18 protein-coding genes and 3 pseudogenes are annotated in these 22,435 nt (G+C 61.1%); 16 read left to right on the top strand and 5 right to left on the bottom strand.

The annotated features are described in order from the left end of the window. Positions 1–38: 38 nt before the first annotated feature. The 4 genes from ASE60_RS10495 (at position 39) to ASE60_RS10480 (ending at position 5,200) form a co-directional block, all read left to right on the top strand. A complete protein-coding gene (locus tag ASE60_RS10495; RefSeq protein ID WP_057249976.1) occupies positions 39–1,649 on the top strand; it encodes an ABC transporter substrate-binding protein in 1,611 nt (536 codons plus the stop codon). An 85-nt stretch (positions 1,650–1,734) separates the two neighbouring features. Then, positions 1,735–2,685, top strand: coding sequence for an ABC transporter permease (locus ASE60_RS10490; RefSeq protein WP_057249974.1), 951 nt, complete (start codon positions 1,735–1,737; stop codon positions 2,683–2,685). Continuing rightward, positions 2,682–3,545, top strand: coding sequence for an ABC transporter permease (locus ASE60_RS10485; protein WP_057249972.1), 864 nt, complete (start codon positions 2,682–2,684; stop codon positions 3,543–3,545). The genes ASE60_RS10490 and ASE60_RS10485 overlap by 4 nt, the downstream gene beginning before the upstream one ends. Next, the gene (locus ASE60_RS10480; RefSeq protein ID WP_057249971.1) at positions 3,545–5,200 is read left to right on the top strand and encodes an ABC transporter ATP-binding protein; all 1,656 of its coding nucleotides are present in this window, start codon (positions 3,545–3,547) and stop codon (positions 5,198–5,200) included. The genes ASE60_RS10485 and ASE60_RS10480 overlap by 1 nt, the downstream gene beginning before the upstream one ends. Positions 5,201–5,356: 156 nt before the next feature. Here the strand turns inward: ASE60_RS10480 and ASE60_RS10475 are convergent, their stop codons facing one another. Further along, positions 5,357–5,833: an Lrp/AsnC family transcriptional regulator gene (locus tag ASE60_RS10475; RefSeq protein WP_057249969.1), complete on the bottom strand. Its 477-nt coding sequence runs from the start codon at positions 5,831–5,833 to the stop codon at positions 5,357–5,359. A 233-nt stretch (positions 5,834–6,066) separates the two neighbouring features. Between ASE60_RS10475 and ASE60_RS10470 the strand changes: the two genes are divergently transcribed. After that, positions 6,067–7,392: an FAD-binding oxidoreductase gene (locus tag ASE60_RS10470; RefSeq protein WP_057249967.1), complete on the top strand. Its 1,326-nt coding sequence runs from the start codon at positions 6,067–6,069 to the stop codon at positions 7,390–7,392. 847 nt (positions 7,393–8,239) lie between these two features. Here ASE60_RS10470 and ASE60_RS10460 read toward each other — a convergent pair. After that, positions 8,240–8,893: pseudogene (locus ASE60_RS10460) on the bottom strand (GSU2403 family nucleotidyltransferase fold protein); the annotation flags it as partial. Positions 8,894–9,268: 375 nt separating this feature from the next. On the opposite strand from ASE60_RS10460, the gene rpsU reads away from it, so the two are divergent. Beyond that, complete coding sequence (gene rpsU, locus ASE60_RS10455; RefSeq protein ID WP_057249963.1) at positions 9,269–9,499, top strand: 30S ribosomal protein S21; 231 nt, start codon at positions 9,269–9,271, stop codon at positions 9,497–9,499. A 169-nt stretch (positions 9,500–9,668) separates the two neighbouring features. Here the strand turns inward: rpsU and ASE60_RS10450 are convergent. Beyond that, positions 9,669–9,996, bottom strand: a pseudogene (locus ASE60_RS10450) (LysR substrate-binding domain-containing protein); the annotation flags it as partial. 368 nt (positions 9,997–10,364) lie between these two features. On the opposite strand from ASE60_RS10450, the gene ASE60_RS10445 reads away from it, so the two are divergent. Beyond that, complete coding sequence (locus tag ASE60_RS10445) at positions 10,365–10,838, top strand: YbhB/YbcL family Raf kinase inhibitor-like protein (protein ID WP_057249961.1); 474 nt, start codon at positions 10,365–10,367, stop codon at positions 10,836–10,838. A gap of 364 nt (positions 10,839–11,202) precedes the next feature. Here ASE60_RS10445 and ASE60_RS10440 read toward each other — a convergent pair whose 3' ends face one another. Further along, a complete protein-coding gene (locus ASE60_RS10440) occupies positions 11,203–12,909 on the bottom strand; it encodes an adenylate/guanylate cyclase domain-containing protein (protein WP_057249959.1) in 1,707 nt (568 codons plus the stop codon). A 61-nt stretch (positions 12,910–12,970) separates the two neighbouring features. Here ASE60_RS10440 and ASE60_RS10435 point away from each other — a divergent pair, with 61 nt between their 5' ends. Continuing rightward, entirely contained in the window at positions 12,971–13,192 is a 222-nt protein-coding gene (locus ASE60_RS10435; protein WP_057249957.1) for a hypothetical protein, read from the top strand. Positions 13,193–13,422: 230 nt separating this feature from the next. Here ASE60_RS10435 and ASE60_RS10430 read toward each other — a convergent pair whose 3' ends face one another. Then, on the bottom strand, positions 13,423–14,361 hold the full coding sequence (locus ASE60_RS10430) for a LysR family transcriptional regulator (protein ID WP_057250148.1): 939 nt from the start codon (positions 14,359–14,361) through the stop codon (positions 13,423–13,425). A gap of 124 nt (positions 14,362–14,485) precedes the next feature. Here ASE60_RS10430 and ASE60_RS10425 point away from each other — a divergent pair, with 124 nt between their 5' ends. The 8 genes and pseudogenes from ASE60_RS10425 to ASE60_RS34510 form a co-directional block, all read left to right on the top strand. Continuing rightward, positions 14,486–15,532 (top strand): aromatic ring-hydroxylating dioxygenase subunit alpha, encoded by a 1,047-nt coding sequence (locus ASE60_RS10425; RefSeq protein ID WP_057249954.1) that lies wholly within the window; start codon positions 14,486–14,488, stop codon positions 15,530–15,532. Between the two features lie 12 nt (positions 15,533–15,544). Then, positions 15,545–16,645 (top strand): FAD-binding oxidoreductase, encoded by a 1,101-nt coding sequence (locus ASE60_RS10420; RefSeq protein WP_057249952.1) that lies wholly within the window; start codon positions 15,545–15,547, stop codon positions 16,643–16,645. A 58-nt stretch (positions 16,646–16,703) separates the two neighbouring features. Continuing rightward, positions 16,704–17,813: a histidinol-phosphate transaminase gene (hisC, locus tag ASE60_RS10415; RefSeq protein ID WP_280137706.1), complete on the top strand. Its 1,110-nt coding sequence runs from the start codon at positions 16,704–16,706 to the stop codon at positions 17,811–17,813. A 117-nt stretch (positions 17,814–17,930) separates the two neighbouring features. Further along, on the top strand, positions 17,931–19,895 hold the full coding sequence (locus ASE60_RS36025) for a DUF2817 domain-containing protein (RefSeq protein ID WP_082615802.1): 1,965 nt from the start codon (positions 17,931–17,933) through the stop codon (positions 19,893–19,895). A gap of 79 nt (positions 19,896–19,974) precedes the next feature. Continuing rightward, positions 19,975–20,772, top strand: a complete 798-nt coding sequence (locus ASE60_RS10405; RefSeq protein WP_057250142.1) for a transporter substrate-binding domain-containing protein — start codon at positions 19,975–19,977, stop codon at positions 20,770–20,772. Between the two features lie 98 nt (positions 20,773–20,870). Beyond that, a complete protein-coding gene (locus tag ASE60_RS10400) occupies positions 20,871–21,578 on the top strand; it encodes an ABC transporter permease subunit (protein ID WP_057249949.1) in 708 nt (235 codons plus the stop codon). 3 nt (positions 21,579–21,581) lie between these two features. Further along, the gene (locus ASE60_RS10395) at positions 21,582–22,268 is read left to right on the top strand and encodes an ABC transporter permease subunit (RefSeq protein ID WP_057249947.1); all 687 of its coding nucleotides are present in this window, start codon (positions 21,582–21,584) and stop codon (positions 22,266–22,268) included. Positions 22,269–22,317: 49 nt separating this feature from the next. After that, positions 22,318–22,435, top strand: a pseudogene (locus ASE60_RS34510) (S-(hydroxymethyl)glutathione dehydrogenase); the annotation flags it as partial.

Raw genomic sequence — 22,435 nt, 5'->3', positions numbered from 1 at the left:
AGACGGGCAGCCCACCAACAGACGAAAAGGGGAATGACATGAACGACAAAATCATTAATTGGACCAGATCCGACGACGCCATGGTCGAAAACGCCATCCGCCGCGGAGCAACGCGCCGTGAACTGCTGCAGATGATGCTCGCCGGTGGCGTTGCCCTCTCCGCCGGCAGTCTAGTGCTCGGCCGCGCCTCCAACGCGGTTGCCGCAACGCCGGTCTCCGGCGGCGCGCTCAAAGCGGCCGGCTGGTCGTCCTCGACCGCCGACACGCTCGACCCGGCCAAGGCATCGCTCTCCACCGACTATGTCCGGTGCTGCTCCTTCTACAACCGTCTCACCTTCCTCGATAAGAGCGGCACCCCGCAGATGGAGCTCGCCGAAGCGATCGAGTCCAAGGATGCGAAGACCTGGACGGTCAAACTGAGGAGCGGCGTCGCTTTCCACGACGGCAAGCCGTTGACCGCCGAGGACGTGGTCTTCTCGTTGAAACGCCATCTCGATCCATCCGTCGGTTCGAAGGTCGCGAAGATCGCCGCGCAGATGACGGGCTTCAAGGCTGTGGACAAGCAGACGGTCGAGATCACGCTCGCAAATCCGAACGCCGACCTGCCGACCATCCTGTCGATGCACCACTTCATGATCGTCGCCGATGGCACGACGGATTTTTCCAAGGGCAACGGCACCGGCGCATTCGTGAGAGAAGTCTTCGAGCCCGGCGTGCGCTCGGTCGGCATCAAGAACAAGAACTATTGGAAGTCCGGCCCGAACGTCGACTCCTTCGAGTACTTCGCGATCAGCGACGATAGCTCGCGCGTCAACGCACTGCTCTCGGGCGATATCCATCTCGCCGCTACGATCAATCCGCGCTCGATGCGCCTGGTCGAGGCCCAAGGCGACGGCTTCGTACTCTCGAAAACCACCTCCGGCAACTACACCAATCTCAACATACGCATGGACTTGGAGCCCGGCAGCAAACGGGACTTCGTCGAGGGAATGAAGTACCTCGTCAACCGCGAGCAGATCGTCAAGTCGGCGCTCCGCGGCCTCGGAGAAGTCGGCAACGACCAGCCGGTTTCCCCGGCAAACTTCTACCACAATGCCGACCTGAAGCCGCGGGCGTTCGATCCGGAAAAGGCGAAATTCCATTTCGAGAAGGCCGGCATTCTCGGTCAGTCGATCCCGGTGATCGCATCCGAGGCGGCGAACTCGTCGATCGATATGGCCATGATCATCCAGGCTTCCGCTGCCGAGATCGGACTGAAGCTCGACGTTCAGCGCGTACCGGCCGACGGCTATTGGGACAACTATTGGCTCAAGGCGCCGATCCATTTCGGCAACATCAACCCGCGCCCGACACCGGACATCCTGTTCTCGCTGCTTTACACTACGGAAGCGCCTTGGAACGAAAGCCAGTACAAGTCGGAGAAATTCGATAAGATGCTGATCGAGGCGCGCGGCTCGCTCGACCAGGAGAAGCGCAAGGCGATCTACAACGAGATGCAGGTGATGGTCGCAAGCGAAGCCGGCACCATCATTCCGGCCTATATCTCCAACGTCGACGCGATCACCGCCAAGCTCAAGGGCTTGGAAGCCAACCCGCTTGGCGGCCAGATGGGTTATGCTTTCGCGGAATATGTCTGGCTCGAAGCCTGATGAGGCGAACGGTCGGGGCTGCAGCCCCTCGGTTGCAGCTCTGACCCTTTTGGTTTGAAATCTCGAATGCCGAAAGGGAACGCGCGTGAACAACCGTGTCCTATCACTCGTGCTGAGCAGATTGCTCATCGCCTTGATCACGCTGGTGATCGTCTCCTTCGCCGTGTTCTTCGCCACGACGCTCCTGCCGGGAGACACAGCGACGATCCTGCTTGGCCAGGCCGCCACGCCGGAGGCAGTCGAAGGTCTGCGCAAGGCCATGCATCTCGACGACCCGGCGATCTTCCGTTTCCTGCGCTGGATCGTTGGTTTGCTGCAGGGCGACCTCGGCACCTCCTATGCCAATGAGATGCCGGTCGCGGATCTGATCGGGGGGCGTTTCATCAATACGCTGCAGCTCGCGGGCGTCACCGCGCTCTTTTCGGTGCCGATCGCGCTGACGCTCGGCATCACCGCGGCGATGCTACGTGGCTCGCTGTACGACCGTGCCGTCACCGTGTTGACGATCGGCGTCATCTCAGTGCCGGAATTCATGATAGCGACCTCCGCGGTGTTAATCTTCGCCGTCTACCTGAAATGGCTACCGGCGCTCTCCTTCGCGAACGAAGTCACCTCGCTGACAGACCTCCTGCGCATCTATGCCATGCCGGTGATCACCCTTACCTTCGTCATCTCGGCGCAAATGATCCGCATGACCCGGGCAGCGGTGATCGAGACGCTCAACACGCCCTATGTGGAGATGGCGTTGCTCAAGGGCGCCTCGCGGCCGCGCATCGTGTTTCGGCATGCGCTGCCGAACGCTCTGGGCCCGATTGTCAACGCGGTCGCGCTTTCGCTCTCATACCTGCTCGGCGGCGTCATCATTGTCGAGACCATCTTCAACTATCCAGGTATTGCCAAGCTGATGGTCGACGCCGTCGCCACTCGCGACCTGCCGCTGATCCAGAGTTGCGCGATGATCTTCTGTCTCGGCTACCTGCTCCTGATCACGGCCGCCGATATCATAGCCATTCTTTCCAATCCGAGGCTCCGATGACAATGACCAGTTCTGAGACCAAGTCTGACCGGATTTCCGGAACCCGGCTCGGCTATCGCTTCAACATCATCGGCATGGTCGGTCTCTCGGTCATCCTTTTATGGGTGTTGATCGCGATCTTCGCGCCGCTGATCATCCCCTACCCTGTCGGCGAAATTGTCGACCTCGATTACTTCGGCCCGATGAGCCGCGACTTCTGGCTCGGCTCCGATTATCTCGGCCGCGACATGCTCTCGCGAATCCTGATGGGCGCCCGCTACACGGTCGGCATCTCGCTTGCGGCAGTTACGATCGCCTGCTTCAGCGGCGTGATGCTCGGCATGATCGCAGCGGTCGCCGGCGGCTGGCTCGACACGGTCCTGAGCCGCTTCCTCGACGCCCTCAGCTCGATCCCGAGCAAGCTGTTCGGCCTTGTGATCGTCGCTGCCGTCGGCTCCTCCATTCCCGTGCTGATCCTGACGCTGTCGGTGATCTATATCCCCGGCGCGTACCGTTTCGCCCGCGCGCTTGCCGTCAACATCAACGCGATGGATTTCATCACCGTCGCCCGCATCCGAGGCGAAAGTACCCTTTATCTGATCCGCTCGGAAATCCTGCCGAACATCGTCGGACCGGTACTTGCCGACCTCGGCATCCGCTTCGTCTTCATCGTTCTCCTGCTCTCCGGCCTCTCCTTCCTCGGCCTTGGCGTCCAGCCGCCCTATGCCGACTGGGGGGCTCTTGTGCGCGAAAACATCGGCGGCCTGCCCTTTGGCGCACCGGCGGTGATGGCTCCCTCCTTTGCGATCGCCAGCCTCACCATCAGCGTCAACCTGCTGATCGACAACCTGCCAAAGAAGATCCGCGATCGGAGCGAATGATGGTCAATCTCGTAGAAATCCGTGACCTGAAGGTCGAAGCCACCACCGATTCCGGCCGACGCGTCGAGATCATCAACGGCGTCAGCTTCGACATTGCCGAGGGCGAGATCGTGGCGCTGATCGGCGAAAGCGGCTCCGGCAAGACGACGATCGCGCTCACGCTGATGGGCCACGCCCGCCCCGGCTGTCGCATCTCCGGCGGCAGCGTCTCCGTCGCCGGAAAGGACATGGTGACGCTGAGCGAAAAGCAGCGCGCCAGGGTGCGCGGCACCGAGGTCACCTATGTTCCGCAATCAGCCGCCGCCGCATTCAACCCGGCCGCCACGATCATGGACCAGGTAATCGAGGTCACCCGAATTCATGGGCTTATGTCCGCCGACGAGGCCCGCCTCCGTGCCGTCGAGCTTTTCAGGGCGTTGTCGCTGCCTGAGCCCGAAACGATTGGCACCCGCTATCCGCACCAGGTCTCCGGCGGCCAGTTGCAGCGGCTTTCTGCGGCCATGGCGCTGATCGGCGACCCGAAGCTCGTCATCTTCGACGAGCCGACGACGGCGCTCGACGTGACGACGCAGATCGAGGTGCTGCGCGCCTTCAAGTCGGTCATGAAGAAAGGCGGCATCGCCGGCGTTTACGTCTCGCACGACCTCGCCGTGGTCGCCCAGATCGCCGACCGCATCGTCGTCTTGAAAGGCGGAGAGACTAAGGAGATCGGCACCACCAAAGAGATCCTCGACGGCGCGAAGCACCCCTACACGCGGGAGCTGCTCGCCGCCTTCGAGCCGAAACCCCGTGGCGCTGCGGGCGCGGCAGAAAGTGGTCCGGCCCCGCTGCTCGAAATCGAAAATCTTGTCGCAGGCTACGGCCAGGCCCAGGCCGACGGCCTGCCCCTCGTGCGCGCCGTCGAGCATGTCAGTCTCAAGGTGGAGAAGGGGCGCAACCTCGGTATCATCGGCGAGTCCGGCTGCGGCAAGTCGACGCTCGCGCGCACCATCGCCGGCATATTGCCGGCCGCTGTCGGCAAGATCGTCTTCGACGGCAAGGAACTCGGCCGCAGCGCCCACGCGCGCTCGCGCGATGAACTGCGCGAAATGCAGATCGTCTTCCAATATGCCGATACGGCGCTTAATCCGGCGAAATCCGTCGAGGAAATCTTAGCCCGGCCGCTTGCCTTCTATCACGGCATGAATGCCAAGGCGCGCAGCGCACGCATCGACGAGCTGCTCGACATGGTGCGCCTGCCGCGCAACCTGCGTCATCGCCGCCCGGGGGAGCTCTCGGGCGGCCAGAAGCAGCGTGTCAACTTCGCCCGCGCCCTCGCCGCCGAGCCGAAGCTGATCCTGTGCGACGAGATCACCTCTGCACTGGACACCGTGGTCGCGGCCGCCGTCATCGATCTCCTCAAGGAATTGCAGCGCGAGCTCGGTCTTTCCTACATCTTCATCAGCCATGACCTCTCCGTGGTGGAGGCGATCTGCGACGAGATCGTCGTGATGTATGGTGGCAGAAAGTTAGAGGAAATCACGCCGGCGAAAGTCAAGACACCGCAACACCCCTATTCGCAACTGCTCTTCTCGTCGGTGCCGAGGCTCGATCCCACGTGGCTCGATGGGCTCGAACAGGATCCGGAGCTCGTGCGAGCCTATTGCCGGCGCTGAGGCGCCGGCTCATCCCAACCTGCTGTCATCGCCTCAGCCCGAAGGCGGACAGAAGGAGACGCGGACGACATCATGCTTTGTCGGGTGAGGCACCGGAGGAGCGGGCCAAATCGCAAGCGTCGGCCGCGCAAGCCGGCGCAAACCGATCCCAAGATCCTACATCCGAAACAGGCTGGTCAGTGGCATGTGCACCTTGACTATCGGCGACTTCAAGACGACGAAACTGAAATACTTGTCGATGCCGACGTCCATGTCGGTGAGGCGCTCCATGATCGTCTGGTATTCGCCGATCCCGGCCGTGACGAATTTTAGAAGGTAGTCGTAGCCTCCTGACACTAGATGGCATTCCATAACGTTGTCGACCTTGTCTATCGCCGCCAGGAACCGGGCAAAGTCGATCTGCCGGTGGTTCTTCAGCGTGATTTCGGTGAATACTGTCAGGGTCTGCCCGAGCTTGCTGACGTTGATCTGCGCCGAATAGCCCTCAATGTAACCCTCCGACTGCAGCTTCTTGACTCGCATCAGACAGGGGCTCGGCGACAGGTTGACCAATTCGGCGAGTTCCACATTGGTGATGCGGCCATTCTTCTGCAGTTCGTACAGAATCTTGATGTCGATCCGGTCGAGTTTCATGGCGCGCCTTCCCCCTTGCTAAGTGGCCAACGGAACAGCAGATTGTGCTGCGACGTTCCCAGCTATGACCTTAACACACTGGAGAGTCGTGTCGATTTCGTTTGGCATTATAGGCCAAAGCAGAAAGGGCGGCATTGCTCCCGCAATACGGAATCTTGTGCTGCGCGCAGTCGTAGTCCGGCAACGCCGTTGCGCCAAAGCCGCTAGACTGTGGTCGTAACGGAGGTCACGCCATGCCCGCACCGCTGAAACTCATCGACACAACGCCGCAGTTGCCCGAAGACGCCGATGCCGTGGTAATCGGCGGCGGCATTGTCGGTGTGTTTGCGGCCTACTATCTTGCCCGCCGCGGATTAAAGGTAGCCGTCGTGGAGAAGGGCCGGATCGGCGCGGAGCAGTCGAGCCGCAACTGGGGCTGGTGCCGCCAGCAGAACCGGGACGCCCGCGAATTGCCGATGGCGACGAAGAGCCTCGATCTTTGGGAGCGTTTCGCCGCCGAGAGCGGCGAGGATACCGGCTTCCGACGCTGCGGGTTGTTCTACCTCAGCAACAGCGAAGAGGAACTGGCCGGCTGGGCCCGCTGGCGCGACTTTGCCCGTGCGCTCGGCGTCACAACGTATATGCTCGACAGAGCCGAGGCGACCGAACGCGGCCGCGCCACCGGAAAGCCGTGGAAGGGGGGCGTCTTTTCGCCGACCGACGGCACCGCCGATCCGGCAAGTGCGGCACCCGCGGTCGCACGTGCGATCCTCAAGCTCGGCGGCACCGTGCATCAGTCCTGCGCCGCCCGCGGCATAGAGACAGAAGGCGGTCGCCTTTCTGGTGTCGTTACCGAGCATGGCACCATCCGCACGAAGACGGCGATCCTTGCCGGCGGCGCCTGGGCCTCCTCCTTCTGCCGTCAGCTCGGCATCCGCTTTCCCCAAGCCGCGATCCGATCATCAATCCTGGCCGTCTCGCCAGGCGCCATCCGCCTTCCGGATGCGCTGCATACGGCCGCCGTTTCGGTGACGCGCCGCGGGGACGGCGGCTACACGCTCGCCATCAGTGGCCGCGGCCGTGTCGATCCGACGCCGCAGCAATTGCGTTTCGCGCCGCAGTTTCTGCCGATGTTCGCCCGGCGCTGGCGCAGCCTTGCACCCGGCGGCACCGAAGGCTTCCGTTCCGGTCACGAGAGCCTGACTCGCTGGCGCCTCGATGCCCCGACGCCAATGGAGCGCATGCGTATTCTTGATCCTGCAGTCGATAAAGACACTATTCGCCTCACCCATTCGCGCGCGCTCGACCTCCTGCCCGACCTTAAGAACACCAGCATCACCGCCGCATGGGCGGGTTATATCGACAGCACGCCGGACGGTGTGCCTGGCATCGGCGAAATCGCCGCCATACCGGGGTTCATCCTCGCCGCCGGCTTCAGCGGGCACGGCTTCGGCATTGGTCCCGGCGCCGGTCACCTGATCGCCGACATCGTCACTGGTGACGAGCCAATCGTCGACCCACGCGCGTACCATCCGGACCGCTTCCGAAAATCTGCCTGGGGTAAGGTCGCCGATTTCTAGGGAGGCGGGACCCGAGGTGCTGTGGCGAATTCGCTGAAGTCGGTTCCGACTGCGACGATCCAGTCCTGGCGGCAGGCAACACCGTCGCCAGCGCAGCCGTTTATGATCCTAGCCAGACCGATCAAGGTCGCCGCAAATCTGTCGTTTCGGATTTCCTGCGGCTTCTCGGCGGTCGCCACAAGCCCACTCGCAACTGACGTTATCAAATCCGAGCGTTCGCGCAGCGTCATCGCGTCTGGGATCTTTGCTAGTGGGAATTGGTCGCGCGCGACCAGTCCGCCGGGCGGACGTCTACCATCTTGGTTATTGATTATTGACTCCGGGTAGCAACTTCCGACCTCCCAGAGCGGGATTCGGCACGGCTAGCGCAACGAATGGCTACTATGCGGTTAGTGCATGAGTCATAACCGCAACGGCGACGGTCCATTGTCCGGTTTTTGTCGCAGTGCCGCTGTCAGGCACCGTGGTAACTAGTGCCCGCTCTCCACGACAGGCGCTTGCCCAAGCGACACGGCGGCAAGCCGACTGCGAGTCCCTCGCCTTGATGGGAATCGAACCCGCGATCCCACCCCAATGTGTACGGAGACATAGGAGAACTCTTCGGCGCCATCACCTACGGAGGGTGCCGATGGTAGGCTTGGCAACGATCACGTTGAGATCAAACCGATCACGCCATTCAAATCCAAGGACGAGGTTTCCGTGAAGGTATCAGGCAACTCGGCAAAGTACTCGTCGTGAAGATCAACGCCGACTTTGAAGTCTCATCCCGGATAAATCTGTGAAATAGCCGCCCCTACCTATCTTCCTTGAATGGATCGACGGCGAGCTCCTTGAACAACGCTTCCGCCTACGCCCGATCAGCGCGGCTCATGTAGCCGATCCCGGTCTTGATCGCGTAGCGCCAGGCCTCTCCCCTCTCCCATGCCTCATGCAGTGCGTCCGACAGCTCATTGAGCCGATTGGCGACATCGAGTGCTTCGAACAGGAGAACGGCCTGCCTCAAGTCCTTGTCTCGTTTCGCGGAACCAAGCGTGTCAACGACGCGGCGGCTGGCGACGATCAGCTTGTGGATCGCGTAGCGCTCCGGAGCTGGTACGATCACGCTGATGCCTGACTTGTGCAGCATGACGGCTCTGATCGGCTCATAGATCAGGAAGTCCAGGAATCTCAGCGGTTCGGCCGAGGCTCCATCAAGGGCGGGCATATCGGCCGGTTTGTCCATGTGGTCATCCGATCCCCTGTTTCCGGTCAAGAACTCGACCTTGTAGCCGCTGCGATTGATGAAGCTGGTCACACGCAGTGACCCCGAGCGATGCATGATCGGCCGGAATGTCGGATCGAGGCCCTTCAGGATTTCGAGAATAGGTGGAAGGCTGTCCTCTACTTCGGCCGAGTTCGCATAGTCCTGGGCGAAGTCGGCATCTCCGGTCTGGAATGACGCAGCAGGCAGACGGACGCCAAGATGTCCCGCATAGGTCGAGAAGGCGACCGATCCGACGAGAAAAGCCTCGCGGGGGCTCAGTCTGAGGGCGTAGTCGATGCAAGGAATGGCGTCCGCCGCGCGGGGGTCGGTTTTCGGGACTTCGAACCCACTGGCGCGCTGAGCAGCTCCTCGATCCGGGCATCGATCTCACCCAGTTTCGCTTTCAATTCGTCTACGACTTCGACCATACGCAACACTCTCGAGGCACCCTCAGGAGATAGCATCGGCCTTCATCGGAATCTTGTGGCACTTGCTCCATAATTTCGCACCTGACCCGGTTTCAGCGTCGCCTCGCTTTACATCTTAGAAAGCTCGAATTCCTGCGAACTGTGAACTAGGAATCAGCTCGAAAACTTGTAAGTTGAGCGACCTTTTCCAACCTACGAGCGGCCAATGCAGGTTCTAGTACGTGATAACAATGTCGATCAGGCGCTCCGCGTTCTGAAGAAGAAACTCCAGCGCGAGGGCATTTTTCGTGAAATGCGGATGCGCGAGGCTTTTGAAAAGCCCTCGGTTAAGAGAGCGCGCGAGAAAGCCGAGGCGGTGAGCCGCCAGCGCAAGAATGCCCGCAAGCAAATGCAACGCGAAGGCCTGCTCCCGTCGAAGCCGAAAAAGAGCAGATAGCTTGATGAACGCTCAAGGCCGCCGCTGTGACGGTGGGGTAGAGCGCGCCCCTCAATTTACGAACGCGCACCTTGGTTGAGTCTCCACCCCCTGCGGAGGCTCAACCATTTTAAGCCGCACGATGATAGTGTTCTGGCTTCCACCAGCGCTCGAATATCAGGCGCCGCCCTCACCTGCCCGGGCGCGTCAGCGACCGGGCAATGTCGATGATGTCGTCCGGTCTTCCTTGTTCCAGGCAACCCCAAGCCCGATCTCCAGATCGACGCCACGCACGGGCCCGAGCTCGAAGTTGCGGTTCGGAAGATCCTTCGTCCATTCCGGTGCAAAGCCGATGCCAAGGCCTGCCGAGACGAGCGACACCAGCGAGAAGGTGTCGTCGCAGAGGCGATGTTGCCGGTCAGACCATGGGTCTCGAACATCTCGGAGAAATAGCGTTCGCTGTAGGAGAGGTTCTGACGGGAAAAGGCGATGATCTTTTCCGAGCGTAGATCCTCGATGTCATCTGAATGAACCATTGACAAAAATCCTGATGTGAAGGGATTCGAACCGTAAACCCGCAACTGCAAGGAGCTATTTGCGCTCCCACCATATGTGGGGCGTTGGCATCATCGTCCATCCGATATCCTATGATAACGTCCTTTATCATCGACAGACGTTCGCGCTAATTTTGCTGACACTCGCAGGCAGCGTGTAGATATGGGTCGCTATAGAATTATGCTGAAACTGGTTGCGGGTCGACATCCTGGACATCGTGCGCCAATAGGCCGATGCTGTCGTTGGTCTGGAGGCGCCCACAGATTGCGTGGGCACGGGTATATCGTGCGTGCGGCAACGAAACGGTTTCTTGAACTCGCCGAGGCTCCATATGGCGTTCACTATCGCATCGCCCGCCTTTAACAATGGCGGAACCATTCCCAGGCTTTACACCTGCGAAGGGCAAGGTATTTCCCCGCCTCTCGAATGGACAGACATCCCGACCGGAACCAGAAGCCTTGTATTGATCGTCGACGACCCGGACGCGCCGGATCCGGCCCATCCGAAAATGACCTGGATACACTGGATTGTTTTCAATCTGCCCCCCGATCTGAAGGGGCTTGTGGAAGGGATTTCGCAACTGCCATCAGGCGCTCAGACAGCGAGGAATGGGTGGAACAGCAATGCGTATGGCGGCCCTTGTCCTCCGATCGGTGTGCACCGCTACTTCTTCAAGCTCTATGCACTCGATGACCGGCTCACCCTATCGGCGGCGGCTAGCAAGGACCAAATCGAAGCGCAAATGCGCGATCACGTCATTGCCGGAACCGAGCTAGTCGGCACCTATGGCAAAACAGGGAAGTGACCGATATGCGGACCGATGTACTCGAACAAACCTTGTCGCCGATTGATCAAGATGGAGTGGGGTAGTGCGGACTACGATCTGACCGACGTCAGAACTGCGAACCTCAGCGATAACGTTGATGCTTTGATGCTGGGCCCTCCGCGAATGCTTACATTGCTGTCGTTCAAGATCGCATAGCCAAGATTGAGCAGTCAATTTTGGGATTTTGGCTCGTGAGCTGGCACCCGCCTTGCATCATGGTGGAGATGACCCCGTAGCAATGAAGACAGGATGCTTTGCGAAACTGCGATCCAGACCGCCGTTCTCGCGCAGCGCATATCCGTTGATCAAGTCCTCGAACGCGTCGGGATTGCCCCCACCGCTATCACATCTCCGGCAGGCCAGCCTTTCGGAAGCCGTCGACAAAGTGGTCTCGTACAGATGCATCGCGCAGCGGCTGGGAGCTGAGCCAATGGCTGATCGTGAAATGAGGGTGGGTGATCAGGAACAATTCTGCTTCTCGCCGCGCCTCCTCACGGTGGCCCAACTGCGCAAGCGAAGCAGCCAGGAATTTGCGTGAGTTGGTACGATACGTGTCTTTCCTGCGGAGTGTAGCGGTTGCCGCCTCATAGTCACGCGCGGCGTATTGCGCCTGCCCAAGATGACAAAGATACCAGCAGGTTGGATAGGGATTGAGCCGCAGAGCTTTTTCGATCTGCGCTAGTCCGTCGGCAACCCTGCCGTCCAGCACGGACATGTCCGACATGGCGGCCCAGGTGTCGGCGTGGTTGGGGTCCAGCTCCAGGGCCTTGGCGAAGGCGGCCTCCGATTCCTCCCATCGCCGCTCATAAGCCAAAATGGTCCCCAGAACGTAACGGCAGCCGGCATCGTTGGGATCTAGGTCGACCGCCTTCTGCGCGAACATCGCCGCCATCCGACGGTTAGGATCTTCGGGCTCGCCGAAATGAGTCCAGGCAAGCCAACGGTTATAGGCGAGCAGACCGAGCGCCTCGGCATATGATGGCTCGAGCTCAACCGCGCGTTGGAGCAGCATATAGGCCTCACGCTCAGTTTGCGGCGACTCTTCCGTCAGGAGGCGGGCGCGCACGCACAGATCGTACGCCTCAAAGTTCTTCGGCCGATTGCGCTGCGTCGGGATGCTCAGCCGGCCGACGAGGGCTTCAACGATCTTCGCGTTAACTTCATCCTGTAATTCGAAAACATCTTCCACCGTCCTGTCAAACCGGTCGGCCCACAAGTGCTGGCCGCCAAGCGCGTCGATCAATTGGGCATTGATGCGGACACGGCCCATTGCGCGTCTGGCGCTCCCCTCGAGGACGTAGCGGACGCCGAGCTCCTGGGCGACCAGCCGTACGTCGACCGGCTTGCCCTTGTAGCCGTACACGGAATTGCGCGCGATGACGAACAGGCCAGCCGTACGGGAAAGGTCGGTGATCAGGTCTTCGGTCAAGCCGTCGACGAAAGGCGCGTCCGCTTCATCCCCACTCATATTCGTGAACGGCAATACAGCGATCGAGGGACATTCGGGCAGCGGCAATATGCTCTGCAGCGCATCCGGCCAATGCCACACGTGGACCGGGCGAGTCAGGTTCTTTAGGTAGCGTTCGCCTGCATCAAAGAACCGCTCGCCGATCTTGCCGACGATCTCGCCGTGAACTTTGGCTGAAATGCAGATACCTCCCGGTGCGGCCTGCGTCTCCAGGCGCGCCGCGACATTGACGCCGTCGCCGAGGACGTCTGAACCGTCGTCAATGACATCTCCCAGATTGACGCCTACACGCAAAAGCAGGCGCCGGTCTCCGGAAGCCTCAACAGCAGTGGTGGCCCGTTGCATTTCCAACGCTGCTGTGACCGCGTCCACCGCGCTAACGAATTCGATTAAGAATCCGTCGCCCATGAGCTTGAAGATGCGACCGTTGTGGCGCATCACAGCCGGCTCGATAACGCCAGAACGGAGTTCCCTGAGGTTCGCCAGCGTTGCGACTTCATCAGCCTCCATCAGGCGTGAATATCCCACCACATCGGCAACGACGATGGCGGCAAGGCGACGCTGAAGAGACTGATCCGTCATGTGAGGACAAGCCTAACGACCGAGTTCGTAAGTTATTGTTCGACCGCGGGTGAGTCAACAAATGGTCAGAGGTAATGTCCAGGCGATCTCCACCTCCATCGAGCCGTCATCCTTCTTTGTGACCGACGGCGTCGAAGTGGACAACACGGAAATGAGTATCCACGGAAAGCGGACGGTTCTTGAACGCCTGGTGACGGGCGGAGAGCGGGGGCTTTCGGCGGAAGTGCCCAGTTCTGTTCGCGAAATTGCGTTCCGGGGGAGACCCGAACTGCAACTGCGCTAAGTCGGCATTTCTGACCAACTCTCCAGATGCGGCCAGTCTCCTTCCGGCCCAATTGAGACGCTCGGGTCGCACTGACCAAGTATCAGCTCCTGACGCTCCTCGGGCGTTCAGATCACTCGACGAGCGGAAGCCGGCAGCACGGATGTCTCCTATCCCTCTCCTTGAACGCAATCGAACCGCCCACCACGCCCCAGCCGAGGGCAGACAAGACTCTTATTGAGACTAAATTCTCATGTTAGCCGGTTCGAACGAGGGCCTGGATCTGACATTTGGTCTTGCTGTCTAGCAACCCCAAGCAACCATTTGTGAAACTTCTGTCCAAACGGCTTTTCGAGGGCGGCCCGATCCCAGGCGAGATAATAGCTTTCGGGCAGTTTCATACGAATGTCGAAGGGCACAACCAGAGATCCAGAGGCGATCTCATCCTTGATCATGGAGACTTGCGCAAGAACGAACCCCCTGCCGTTCACGGCCGCGTCGATCGCACTGCTCGACAAGGTGAAGGAGAGGCCGGAGAACTTCTTAGCCCCATCGGCGTGCACCAGGGTTGCCCAGTCGTTCCATTGCGGAGAAGCCTTGTAGTCCGCCTCCCATTCCACATGGAGGAGCGGAAACGTCAGGATGTCGCGCGGCGTTTCAAGGCTGCGTCCGGCGAGCAGCGTCGGCGAGCAGGCAGGGACCATCCAGTCCGTGAACAACGTGGCTACGTGCTCATGCACATAGGAGCGCCGGCCGTAGGTAATACGGAAATCCACTTGATCGGCACCGATGCGAGGCTCCTGTTCCTGCCCGAGAATGCGGACGCTCGATTCCGGACAGAGCGTTTGCCAGTCGAAGATCTTGCGATTGACCCACTTGTTGGCGACCGACGTCAGCGCGCTCAGAACGATCCCGGTCTCGTTGCGCGCGCGGGTGAGAACATTGGCAGCATGGGAGAGCTGCTGGAAGCCTTTGGCGACTTCCCGATAGTACAACCGGCCCCAGGAAGAAAGCTCAACGCGGCGTCCGCGCCTTTCCAATAGCGTCAGGCCAAGACAGTGCTCCAGGTTTCGCACCAACTGGCTCACGGCGCCCGGCGAGACGCCGAGGTCCTCCGCCGCAGCTGTGACAGTGCCACATCGTCCGATCGCCTCAAAGGCCTGCAAGCCGCGCAAGGACGGGTTCGGCATCGTAAAGCACTCCTTCAGCCATTCGCTCCAATTTAGAAAATCTAAAAAAGAACGCAGGCGCTGGCAACTTGTTGGCACGTAAAAAACGTCGAACATTCGCTTAACAAAACGCAAGGAGAGCGAAATGTTTCTCAAGAACGCCTGGTATGTCGCAGCCTGGGATCACGAGGTCGACCGCGAGTTGAAGCCCGTCACGATGCTCGGCGAAAACATCGTCCTCTACCGAAAGCAGGACGGTAAGGCCGCCGCGCTCGAGGATGCCTGTCCCCATCGCAAGCTGCCGCTCTCCATGGGGCGCATCAAGGGCGACGACGTCGAATGCGGCTACCATGGCCTCACCTTCGACTGTTCGGGCATCTGCACACGCGTGCCGGGGGCCGAGCGGATCCCGCATGTCGCCAAGGTGCGTTCCTACCCGATCCATGAGCGATACGGCCTGCTTTGGGTCTGGATGGGAGATGCCGACAAGGCGGATCCGAAGGATATCTTTGAGGTCGAGCATTTCGGCGACCCCGCCTGGGGCATCAATCGCGGCGAGTCGATGACGCTGAACTGCAATTATCTCTACATGACGGACAACCTACTCGATCCGTCCCATGTCGCCTGGGTCCACCAGTCGTCCTTCGCCAGCTCCGCCTGCGAGGAAACGCCGCTTGAGACGACCGTGAAAGATGACGGCGTCACCGTCTGGCGCTGGATGATCGATTCCGAACCGGCCCCGTTCTATGCGCCCTTCCTGCTGTTCAAGGGCAACACTGACCGCAAGCAGCACTATGAGGTGCGCTATCCGAGCAACGCGATCATCAAGGCTATCTTCGCCCCCGCCCACACCGGCGGCGAAGGCCGCGCGCTGCCGGAAAATACATTCCTGATGGACAGCTACAACTTCATGACGCCGGTCGATCAAAACCGGACCAAGTACTACTGGTTCCAGATGCGCAACTTTGCGCCTGATGACGTCAAGGTTTCCGAGAGTTTTGCTAAGTCCGTGCGCGGCGCTTTCGAAGAGGACCGCGTCGTTCTGGAAGCGGTTCATCACGGAATGGCGAACCAGCAGACACCGAATCTCGACCTGAAAATCGACGTCGGCCCGATGCGCTTCCGGCGCAAGCTGGCTCAGTTGATCGCCGCCGAGACGAAAACCGATCCCTCCAGCGTCGCAGCCGAGTAGGGAGCGGTCCGGATGCTCGATGCAGCCGCCTCGCGCTTCCGTCCCTTCGAAGTCATCTCGAAGGTACGCGAAAGCGCCACCATCACCTCTTTCCGCCTTGCCCCACTCGAACACCAGCACTGGCGGTCGTTCGAGGCGGGACAGTTCCTGACGATGCGTGTTCCCGATCGCAAGGGCGGGCATGTCCTGCGCAACTACACCGTCTCGTCTTCCCCACGCGAGGAGGGAACCTACCGGATCACCGTGAAGCGTGAGGCCGCACCGGCACAGGATTTGCCTGATGGTCTGAGCTCCTGCTGGCTGCACGACCAGATCGAGCCGGGTGCGGTCGTCGAGATCGACCCGCCGCGCGGCGCCTTCAAGCTCGACAGCGCGAGCGCCCGGCCCGTCGTCCTTCTCTCTGGTGGCGTCGGGCTGACGCCGACAGTTTCGATGCTCGATGTGCTGGCCAGGGACACCAACCGCCCGGTCTGGTTCATCCATGCCTGCGACAGTGCAGCCGTCCACGCACTGCGGGACGAGGTCGAACATCTCGCCGCTCTCAGGCCCGGTATCACCGTGCACTACTGCTACCGTTTCGCCGAAGGCGCCGATCTCACGGTTGCCCGCTGCCATTCAACGGGCTTCCTGACGCGCGGCACGCTTCAGAGCCTTTTGCCGCTCGACGACTACGACATCTACATGTGCGGGCCGCCACCTTTCATGCAGGCGCTCTACAGCATTCTGACCGGCCTCGGGGTGCCTAAGGAGCGCATCGCCTACGAGTTCTTCGGGCCGGCGAGCCTGTTGACGGAGACCGCTCAGACCGCGCAGCGATCGAAAATGGCTTCCACCCCCAAGCCAGTGATCGACGGTGAAGCCCCCTGCGTCGTCCTTCACAAATTGGGCCTCAGCCTTACCTGGGACAGCGCAAGCGACTCCATCCTCGCGTTCCTGGAAGCGCAGGGGATCGAGCCGAAATTCTCCTGCCGGGCGGGCGTCTGCGGCACCTGCGAGCAGGGCCTCGTCTCAGGTGAAGTCGACTACTTCGAGGAGCCTCTCGATCAGGTGCCGGACGGCCGGGTGCTGCTCTGCTGCACCAGGCCAAAGTCCTCGATCGTGCTCGATCTCTGACTGCACTGTCCGAATGGCCGTGGCGCCATCCAGATGTCCAAGCTTTGAAGGAAGATCCGTGACGAAACCGCTTCATACCGAGCTCCCGCTCAATCCGCATGTGGCCGGCCTTCCGCCCTACAACGCGGGCATGAACATCGCTGCGGCGCGGCGGCAGAGCGGTCGGCAAGACATCGCAGCACTTGCCAGCAACGAGAACCCGGACGGCTGTTCACCGCGTGTCACAGCCGCGCTCGCAAACCTTGAGCCCTCCCGCTACTCCGACCCCGCCTGTACGGCGCTGCGGGCGGTGCTCAGCCAAAAGCTCGGCGTTTCCCCCGACCGGATCGTCGCCGGGAACGGCTCGGAGGAGATGATCGCCGCAATCTGTCGCGCCGTGCTGCGTCCCGGTGCATTCGTGGCAACGGTCTGTCCCGGCTTTGGGCTGCACGAGATCGAGGCGCTTGCCAATGGCGCAAGCGTCGAGAAGGTCGGTATACGGCCGGATCTCGATTTCGACATACCGGCGATCATCGCCATGCTCGAGCGCGGGCCGGCGATTTTCTTCCTCTCGTCCCCGTCCAATCCGGTCGGTCCGGCGCTCGATCACGAGGGGCTGACGCGCATTCTCGCGGCAGTCAGGCATGAAACGCTTCTCGTGCTCGACGAGGCGTATTTCGAGTTCACGGACGAAGACACGCCCGACGGCCTTGCCGCGCTCTCGGCGACGAACCTCTCCTGGGTGGTGCTCAGGACTTTTTCCAAGGCCTATGGGCTTGCAGGCCTGCGGGTCGGTTATGCCGTGACATCCGATGTCCGGCTCGCCCGGGCGGTGAGCGCCGCCAAGACGCCGTTCAACGTCAATGCCGCCGCGCAGGTCGCAGCCGTCGCAGCGCTTGCCGACGAAGCATGGATGCGGTCTTCGGTCGCGAGGTTGAAACACGAGAGGGAGCGCGTCGCCGACGCTGTGGCCGCCATGGGGCTTTCGACGGCCAGGTCGCAGACGAACTTCCTGTTCATCGATGTCGGGCGGGAAAGCCCGATCGCGTTCGATCACTTCCTGTCAAAGGGGATCATCGTCAAGCCATGGAAGGAGGAAGGTTACGACACCTTCATCCGTGTGACGATCGGCACTCCCTTGGAAAACGACCGCTTTCTGGATGCGCTTCGCAGCCTCGCCAGGCCGTGACGGCTGCCGCGCGCGCTTCAAGCCAAAACACAAAAAGGGGGTCTGGCACGGCCTCAAGGGAACGAACAAATGAGCGGAAACGCAAGCCTGTCCAGAGCAAACCGGGAGCCCCATCGCATGTCCCCTTCAGCGCCATCCGGCCTTTTCACCGGTGACTTTTCCGCCTTGCGCGCTCGATTTCTCGCCGCCGCGCGCACCGCTGGCGCTAGCCTGGTCGAATATTTACACCCGTTGCACGGTCCGAAGGGAGAGCGCCTAGCGACTGACGTTGCCTATCTCGGGCGCAACGATGCTGAAAAGCTGATGGTACTGATCTCCGGGACGCATGGCGTTGAAGGTCCCTTCGGCTCGGCCTGCCAGAGCGCGTGGCTTTCGCAGAACTCTCCCTGGAAACTTCCTGACGATACCGCCGTTCTGGCGATCCACCTCATCAACCCCTGGGGCACGGCATGGGCGCGCCGTGTCAACGAAGACAATGTCGATCTCAATCGCAACTTCATCGACTGGCGAAAGGCGCCGCCGAAGAACGAACGCTACGCCGCATTGCACAGGGCCCTGGTCTGTCGCGCCTGGGACGGCCCGGAGCGTGACGCAGCAATCGAAGCATACGAAGACGCCAAGCGGAGGCTCGGTGGCTACGCCGGCATCGCTCCGATTGTGGAAGCGGGACAATACGACTTTCCGGACGGCCTGTTCTATGGCGGCGACGGTCCGGTCTGGTCGAACCGAACCCTGATCGAGATCCTGTCGACATTCGCACAGAAGGCGGCCGAGGTTGTCATCTTCGACCTGCACACAGGCGCAGGGCCTTACGGCTACCCCGCCCTCCTCTCGGTCGCCGAGAGCGAGCACGCCGGTCTGGAATGGGGCCGACGCATCTTCGGTCCCGCGCTCTCGGTCGTCGTTACCGGGGAGGATGCGACGACCGATACCGGCATCGCCGCGACAGCCACAGGCTACGTCTCGGCCGCCGTGTGCGGTGCGCTGCCGAAGGCGCGCGTCCTGCCGCTGGTCGTCGAATGCGGCACCCTCGACGGCGCCACAGTCTCGGATGCGGTCCAGGCGGACAATTGGCTCCACCTATTCGGCAAGATCGACACGCCGCTCGGCGACCGGATCAAGAAGGACCTGTGCGCCGCCTTCATTCCCGAAGACGCCGACTGGCAGCGCGCCTGTCTTGAGGCATCCTTGCGCCACTTCGACCGAGCCTTTGCCGATCTCAAGGCATTAGGCGGTGCGCGACCGGAAAAATCCGTGCCCACCGCAGCCGCAGTCATCGTCGTCGCCCATCCGGAGTCCGGCGGCCCAAGGCTTGGCGAAAGACCGGCGATCGAGGTGCACGACATCCACAAACGCTTCGGCCCCCTCTCCGTGCTCAACGGCGTCAGCGTCTCTGCACAGCCGGGTGAGGTCGTGTCGATGATCGGCTCTTCCGGCTCGGGGAAAAGCACCTTCCTGCGCTGCATCAATCTGCTCGAGCAACCGAACGACGGGCGCATCGTCATCGACGGCGAAGAAATCCGCATGAAGAAGACGCCGGACGGCGGTGCTGCGCCAGCCGACATCCGCCAGGTCGAGCGCATCCGCTCGCGCGTCGGCATGGTATTCCAGAACTTCAATCTCTGGCCGCACATGACGGTCCTCGAAAACATCGTCGAGGCGCCGATGCACGTCCTGAAGGAGGGACGACAAGCGGCCGTCGATCACGCCCACGCCCTGCTGAAGAAAGTCGGCCTTTCCGACAAACATGCCCAATACCCCGGGCAGCTATCCGGTGGCCAGCAGCAGCGTGCCGCCATCGCCCGCACGCTCGCCATGCGCCCGAAGCTCATTCTCCTCGACGAGCCGACCTCAGCACTTGATCCCGAGCTGGTCGGCGAAGTCCTGCGCGTCATCCGGCAACTGGCCGAAGAAGGAAATACGATGATCCTCGTCACGCACGAAATGCAGTTCGCGCGCGAGGTCTCGCACAAGATCCTCTTCCTCCACCAGGGAAAGGTGGAGGAGGAGGGTGCCCCGGCGGATGTCTTCACCAACCCGCGCTCCGAACGCATGCGCCAGTTCCTGGCCCGTACGCTCTGACAGCCCGCCGTCATCACCCGTCCGGGGCCCTCCCCCGGAACGGGGGCCAACAAGAATGCTCAGCAAGGGGAACCAAAACATGAAGCTGAAAAGTCTATTGCTCGCCACGATCTTCTCCACCGGCCTCGCCGCGGCCCACGCAGCCGAAGGAGAATTGTCGATCGGCACGGAAGGCGAGTATCCGCCGTGGAGCATGGCCGACGCCGCCGGCAACGTCACCGGTTTCGATGCCGACGTAGGAAACCTGCTCTGCGCAAAACTGGAAATGAAGTGTCACTTCGTTGTGCAGGCCTTCGACGGCCTCATTCCGGCGCTGAAGGCCAAGCGTTTCGACATCATCATTTCCGGCATGTCGATCACCGCCGAACGCAAGAAGCAGATCAACTTCTCGGTCGGTTATGCGGAACTCGCCAACATGTTCGTGGTCAAGAAGGATTCCGATCTTGCCGGCGTCAAGGACATCGAGACGCTGCTGACATCGCTCGACGGCCGTACGGTCGGTGTCCAGGCTGGCACGACCCATGCGCACTTCATGGAAAAGCGGGCCTCGTCCGCGGTCCTGAAGACCTATGACACGCTCGACCAGATGCAGATCGATCTCGCCAGTGGCCGCGTCGAGGCCGCATTTGCCGATTCATCCGCCCTTCAGGACTTCCTCGGCCGCCCCGACGGCAAGGACTTCCAGTTCGTCGACGTCAAGGTGCTGAGCACCTTCGACCCGACACTCGGCGAGGGCATCGGCGTCGGTATCTCGCAGGAGAACACCGACCTGAAGGCCCGTATCGACAAGGCGCTGTGCGAACTGGTCGCCGACGGCTCGATCGGCAAGGCAAGCCAGACCTGGTTCAAGACGGACATCTCCCGTCCCTGCCAGTAACGGCAACAGCACCCTCCCGGGAGAACGAAAGGCCGGAAGGTCGATCCTTTCTCGGGAGGCTTCATCCGACAGGACAAGGCATAGGTTGGGCGGGCTCGATGGAACTTGGACTTTGGCAGGTATGGGAAGGCGGCTGGATATCGGCAATCCTGCGCGGCGCGGCAATCACCATCGCCCTCGGCATGGCGAGCATGGCCTTTGGCGCCGTCATCGGCGTTGGTTGTGGCCTGATTAAATGGGCCCGGATTTTCCCGCTGACACTGGCAGTGGATTTCTACACGTCGGTCGTGCGCGGCGTGCCGGAACTTCTGATCATCTATCTCCTCTTTTTTTCCTCCGTCGAGTTCGTGGCCCGAGTGGCTGCGGCGTTCGGCTACGAGGGACTGGCCGGCAACGGTTACGCCTTCACCATCGCGGTCGTCGCAATCGCCGCCATATCGGGGGCCTATTCGACAGAAGTCGTGCGAGGGGCGCTGGCAGCCATTCCGAGCGGGCATATCGAGGCGGCGCGCGCACTCGGGATTCCCGGCAGGCGGATCTTTCGCCGCATTATCGCGCCGCAGATGCTGCGGATCGCCGTTCCCGGCATGAACAATGTCTGGCAGACCACGATCAAGGACACCGCGCTCGTCTCCGTGGTCGGCCTGCAGGAATTGATGAGAGCCGCGTTTGTCGGCGCGGGCTCCACCCGCCATCCCTTCATCTTCTATTTCATCGCCGCTCTCGTCTACCTCGCAATCACCTTGGTCAGCCAGGGTGGTTTCGACTGGATCGAACGCATTCTGCGCCCCCGTACGAGGAAATAGGTCATGGATTTCGAACTCGTTTTCCTCGCAGTTCCGACCCTCGCCAAGGGACTGTGGCTCACCGCGATCCTGACGATCACCTCGGTCGCCATTGGCTTTAACCTCGGCCTGGCGCTTGCGGTCATGCGCTTGTCGAAAAACAGGGCCATGAGCAGTTTTGCCAAAGGCTACAGCACCGTTTTTCGCGGCACGCCCCTGCTGGTACAGCTCTTCCTCTTCTACTACGGCCTCGGCCAGCTTTCGTTCGTTCGGGACAATCCTGTGCTCTGGTGGGTCGTCGGTGATGGCGCCCATTGCGCGGTCATGGCACTCGCGCTCAACACCGCTGCCTATACATCCGAGATCTTGCGGGGCGGCCTCATGTCCATTCCGGCAGGGCTCGTCGAAGCTGCGCAGGCCTGCGGCATGTCGCAGCTCCTCCGCTTTCGCCGGATCACGTTTCCCCTGGCCATCCGGCAAGCCTTGCCAGCCTATGGCAACGAGCTTGTCCTCGTCGTCAAGGGAACGAGCCTCGCCTCCACCATTACCGTTCTGGAGATCACCGGCCATGCAAAGCGGTTGATGAGCCAGACCTACGCAATCCTCGAAATATTCGCCATCGCTGGCGTGCTTTATCTCCTGATCAACCTGTTGCTGATCACGCTCGTGCGGCTTCTGGAAGCCCGTCTTACACGCTACCTGCCCCGATAGGCCTGACCGCCTGAAATAACTGAAAACCTTGAACAGGAAGAGGAATATGATGGATGTACGTGCCGCCATTGCCGTTCAGGCAGGCAAGCCGCTCGAGGTCATGACGGTTCAACTCGAAGGCCCAAAGGCCGGCGAAGTGCTGATCGAGGTCAAGGCCACCGGCATCT

The sequence above is a fragment of the Ensifer sp. Root278 genome, assembly GCF_001429285.1.
Classification (GTDB): domain Bacteria; phylum Pseudomonadota; class Alphaproteobacteria; order Rhizobiales; family Rhizobiaceae; genus Ensifer.
The sequence above is the reverse complement of the archived record's forward strand: the minus strand, read 5'-3'. Positions and strand labels throughout refer to the sequence as shown.